The organism is Streptomyces sp. NPDC007162 (assembly GCF_040634175.1).
Lineage (GTDB): Bacteria > Actinomycetota > Actinomycetes > Streptomycetales > Streptomycetaceae > Streptomyces.
On record NZ_JBEYFC010000647.1, the window covers coordinates 1 to 4,310 of the forward strand.

The 4,310-nt window shown below is 75.3% G+C and carries 4 protein-coding genes; 3 read left to right on the forward strand and 1 reads right to left on the reverse strand.

Annotated features, from left to right (window positions below):
• On the forward strand, window positions 1-599 hold a 599-nt coding region (locus tag ABZ646_RS41220), incomplete at its 5' end, for a flavin reductase family protein (RefSeq protein ID WP_360531292.1).
• Between the two features lie 76 nt (window positions 600-675).
• On the opposite strand, the gene ABZ646_RS41225 is transcribed toward ABZ646_RS41220, so the two are convergent.
• On the reverse strand, window positions 676-2,235 hold the full coding sequence (locus tag ABZ646_RS41225) for an SDR family oxidoreductase (RefSeq protein WP_360531295.1): 1,560 nt from the start codon (window positions 2,233-2,235) through the stop codon (window positions 676-678).
• Between the two features lie 90 nt (window positions 2,236-2,325).
• Between ABZ646_RS41225 and ABZ646_RS41230 the strand changes: the two genes are divergently transcribed.
• Both ABZ646_RS41230 and ABZ646_RS41235 read left to right on the forward strand, forming a co-directional pair.
• Window positions 2,326-2,832 (forward strand): MarR family winged helix-turn-helix transcriptional regulator, encoded by a 507-nt coding sequence (locus ABZ646_RS41230; protein ID WP_360531298.1) that lies wholly within the window; start codon window positions 2,326-2,328, stop codon window positions 2,830-2,832.
• Window positions 2,833-2,971: 139 nt separating this feature from the next.
• Window positions 2,972-4,310: MMPL family transporter (locus ABZ646_RS41235; RefSeq protein WP_360531301.1), on the forward strand; the 1,339-nt coding region annotated here is incomplete at its 3' end.

The window sequence follows — 4,310 nt, forward strand, 5'->3', positions numbered from 1 at the left end:
GGCCGCCGCGGCGCCGCGTCCGTCGTCCCAGGGAGCTGCACCTCGTGACCGACCTCATCCGACTCAACGCATCCGCACGGCCGGCGGCCCCGGCGTCCGTCGCCGAGGGCCAGCGCGCCATGATGAGCGGCTTCCCCACCGGGGTCGCTGTCCTCACCACGACCGACCCCGACGGCACGCCCCGCGGGATGACCATCTCCTCGGTGTGCAGTGTCACGCTGAACCCGCCCGTCCTGCTGGTATGCCTGCGCAGCGGCAGCCCCACCCTGCGCTCGGTCCTGGACACCGGCCGGTTCGCGGTGAACCTGCTCGGTGGTGATGCCCAGTCGGTCGCCGAATTGTTCGCGTCGGGCGCGCCCGATCGTTTCGACCGCGTGCGCTGGGAGTACGACGCCGGCGACCCGCACACCGCCGGCCCCCATCTCCTGCACGACGCACACGCCATCGCGGACTGCCAGGTCAGTGACGAGCACCGCAGCGGGGACCACCTCGTGATCTTCGGCAGCGTCCTGAGGGTCACCTCGTTGCCGGACCGGCAGCCGCTGGTCTACGGCAGGCGGCAGTACCGGGCGTGGCCGGTGGAGGCGGACCGCCACTGACCGGCAGCCGGGGCACTGACCGGACCACGCTCACGGGCCACGGCTCGGTGATCGTCGGAGCGGCCGTGCTCGGGTTTCAGCGGGCCTGTCGGAGTGGGGGCGGAGTCGAGGCGCCGGTCGAGGGGGCCGTGCCGGGCGGGGCGTGGCGGTCCTCGGCCTCGGCGGCGCGGGTGATGTTGCGGGCCATGCCGCCGAAGACGACGGAGTGGAAGGGGGACACGCTCCACCAGTAGGCGTGGCCGAGCAGGCCGTGCGGGTGGAACAGGGCGCGCTGGCGGTAGCGGGTGCGGCCGGTGTCGTCGGTGTCGGCGTGCATCTCCAGCCAGGCCGGCCCGGGCAGCCGCATCTCCGCGCGCAGCCGCAGCAGCCTGCCCGGCTCGATCTCCTCCACCCGCCAGAAGTCCACCGAGTCGCCCACCCGCAGCCGGTGCGCGTCCCGGCGCCCGCGGCGCAGCCCGACCCCTCCCACGAGCCGGTCGGCGATCCCCCGCACGGACCAGGCCAGCGGGAAGGAGTACCAGCCGTTCTCCCCGCCGACGCCCTCGATCACCCGCCACAGCGCCTCGCGCGAAGCGTCGACCGGACGTTCCCGCAGGTCGGTGTAGAGGCTTCCGCCCGCCCAGGCGGGGTCGGTGGGCAGCGGGTCGCTGGGGGCGCCGGGTACCGAGGCGGAGGACCAGCGGGTCGCGACCTCGGCGTCCTGCACGCGCTTGAGCGCCAGCCGTACCGCGTCGTCGAAACCGATGGGGTGGCCGGGCGGGTCGGGCACGTAGCGGGTGATGTCGTTCTCCCGGCACACCACCTCGTGCCGCAGTGACTCCGCAAGCGGCCGGGCGATGGACGCGGGGACCGGGGTAACCAGGCCGACCCAGAGGCCGGACAGGCGGGGGGTGAGCACCGGCACCGGCACGATCACGCGCCGGGGCAGCCCGGCGACCGCCGCGTAGCGCAGCATCATGTCGCGGTACGTCAGCACGTCGGGCCCGCCGATGTCGAAGGCGCGGTTCACGTCCGCGGGCATCCGGGCGCTGCCCACCAGCAGGCGCAGCACGTCCCGGACCGCGGCCGGCTGGATGCGGGTGCGCACCCAGCTGGGCGTGACCATCACCGGCAGCCGCTCGGTCAGGTAGCGCAGCATCTCGAAGGAGGCCGAGCCGGACCCGATGATGACGGCGGCGCGCAGCACCGTGGTGGGCACCCCGCTCGCCAGCAGGATGCGCCCGACCTCGGAGCGGGAGCGCAGATGGGGTGACAGCTCCCGCTCGGGCACCCCGGCCGGGGTCAGCCCGCCGAGGTAGACGATGCGGCGCACGCCGGCGCGGGCGGCCTGCGTGCCGAAGACGTGCGCGCCCTGCCGGTCGGTGTCCTCGAAGCCGTGTCCGGTGCCGAGCGCGTGCACCAGGTAGTAGGCGACGGCGACCTCCCGCATGGCGGCACCGACCGTGACGGGGTCGGTGACGTCCCCCTGGACCACCTCCACCTCCCCGGCCCACGGGTGGTCGCGCAGTTTCCCGGGGGAGCGGGCCAGGCAGCGCACCCGGTATCCGGCGGCCAGCAGCTCGGGCACGAGCCGCCCGCCGATGTAGCCGCTGGCCCCGGTCACCAGGCACAGGGGGCGTTGCGCCGTCGTCTCCATGACTCCTCCTCGTACCCGGGTCTTCGGCCGTCGCGCCGCCCGCGGATGCGGTCCGGGCGTGATCCACGAGTACCCCGGTACGATGCGCCGGTGAGCACGGAGACGAACGGGGGGCACGCGGCCCCCGGAGACCTCCCCGCCTTCCCGGGCGACCTGTCGGCCTTCGCGGTGCAGTTGCGTCGCATGCACGGCGAGGTCGGCCGGGTCATCCAGCAGTACGCGGCCCGGCAGAACCTGCACGCCACCGACGTGCAGGCGCTGGCCGCCATCCTCGACGCCCCCGAGCCCATGACGCCCACCCGGCTGCGCGCGCTGCTCGGCCTCACCTCGGGCGCGGTCACCGCCTGCGTGGACCGGCTGGAGCGCGCCGGACACGTCCGCCGGGTGCGCGAGGACGCCGACCGCAGGGTGGTGCACCTCCAGTACGTCGCCGACGCCCGCGCCGCCGCCCGTACCCACTTCCGGCCCCTCGCCGACGCCGTGCGCCGGGCCGGGGCGGACTTCGACGAACGCGAACTGGCCGTGGCCCTGCGGTTCCTGACGGAGCTGAACGACATCCTGGCCGAGGTACCCGGGGAGTCCGCGGCCGGCCGCTGAGGGCTGCATCCGATCCTTCGGCGCGCGGAGAAGCAAGGGTGACACATGCCGTCCATCGGCATTGCTCAATCATTGAGATTGTTTATCGTCGAGCTTTCTGCCCAGGAGTCCTCCCTTGTCCCACGCCCCCAGGAGTCGCATGACACCCCCGTCCCGCCACCGCACCCGCGGGCTCGTCCCGTTCGCCGTGGTCGCCGTCTGGCTGGTGCTCGGGGGTCTGCTGGGTCCCTTCGCCGGACGGCTGGGCGAAGTGGCCACCGACGACCAGGCCGCCTTCCTGCCACGGAGCGCCGAGTCCACGCGGGTCCTGCGCGAGCAGGCCGCCTTCCGGCAGCGCGAGACCCTGCCGGTCGTCGTGGTCTGGACCGCCGACGGCGGGGCGGCCGTCAGCGGCGAGCAGCGCCCGGCCACCGCGGCGGTCGCCGCGCTCGCCGGCACACCCGGCACCGCCGGATCCCCTTCGCCCGCTCTCCTCTCCCGGGACCGCGCCGCGCTCCAGGCCGTCGTGCCCCTGCGCCCCGACCTCGGCGACCGGCTCGCACCCACCCTGGAACGGGTGCGGACGGCGGCCGCGATCCCCGGCACCCGGGTGCAGCTCGCCGGCCCCGCCGCCACCCAGGCCGACCTCGCGGACGCCTTCTCGGGCATCGACGGGGTGCTGCTCGCGGTCGCCCTGGCCGCGGTGCTCGTCATCCTGCTGCTGGTCTACCGCTCCCTGCTGCTGCCGCTGGTCGTCATCCTCGGCGCGGTGTTCTCCCTGGGCCTCGCGTGTGCCGTCGTCTACGCCCTGGCCGACCACGGCCTGGTGCGCGTCGACGGCCAGGTGCAGGGCATCCTCTCGATCCTCGTCATCGGCGCCGCGACGGACTACGCGCTGCTGGTCACCGCCCGCTGCCGGGAGGAGCTGGCCGCGGGCCGCGACCGGCACGACGCCGCCCGCGCCGCCCTGCGCCGCTCGGCCCCGGCCGTGCTGGCCAGCGCGGGGACCGTCGCCCTCGGTCTGATCGCGCTGCTGCTGAGCGACCTCACCAACAACCGGGCACTCGGACCGGTCGGCGCCGTCGGCATCGCCTGCGCCGCCCTGAGCGCGCTCACCTTCCTGCCGGCCGTCCTGGCCCTCCTCGGCCGCCGCGCGTACTGGCCGGCCAGGCCCGAGAGCGGGGCCGTCGCGACCGGGCTGTGGCGGCGCGTCGCCCACCTGGTCGACCGGGCGCCGCGCCGGGTGTGGGCGCTCGCCCTGACCGGACTGCTCGTCTGCTCGGCGGGCGCCCTCACCCTGGACTCGCGCGGCGTGCCGCTCGACGAGACGTTCGTGCGCCATGTGCCGTCCGTCGCCGCCCAGCAGACCCTGGCCCGGCACTTCCCGGCCGGCGCGGGCACCCCCGTGGTGGTCGTCGCCGACGCCGCCTCCGCCGACCGCGTGGCGCGCACCCTGCGCGCCACCCCGGGCATCGCCGCGGTGACCGCGACTCGACGAC

Excerpts from the sequence above, each read along its gene's own strand:
- ABZ646_RS41225 (WP_360531295.1), bottom strand. The coding sequence starts at position 2,235 with ATGGAGACGACGGCGCAACGCCCCCTGTGCCTGGTGACCGGGGCCAGC.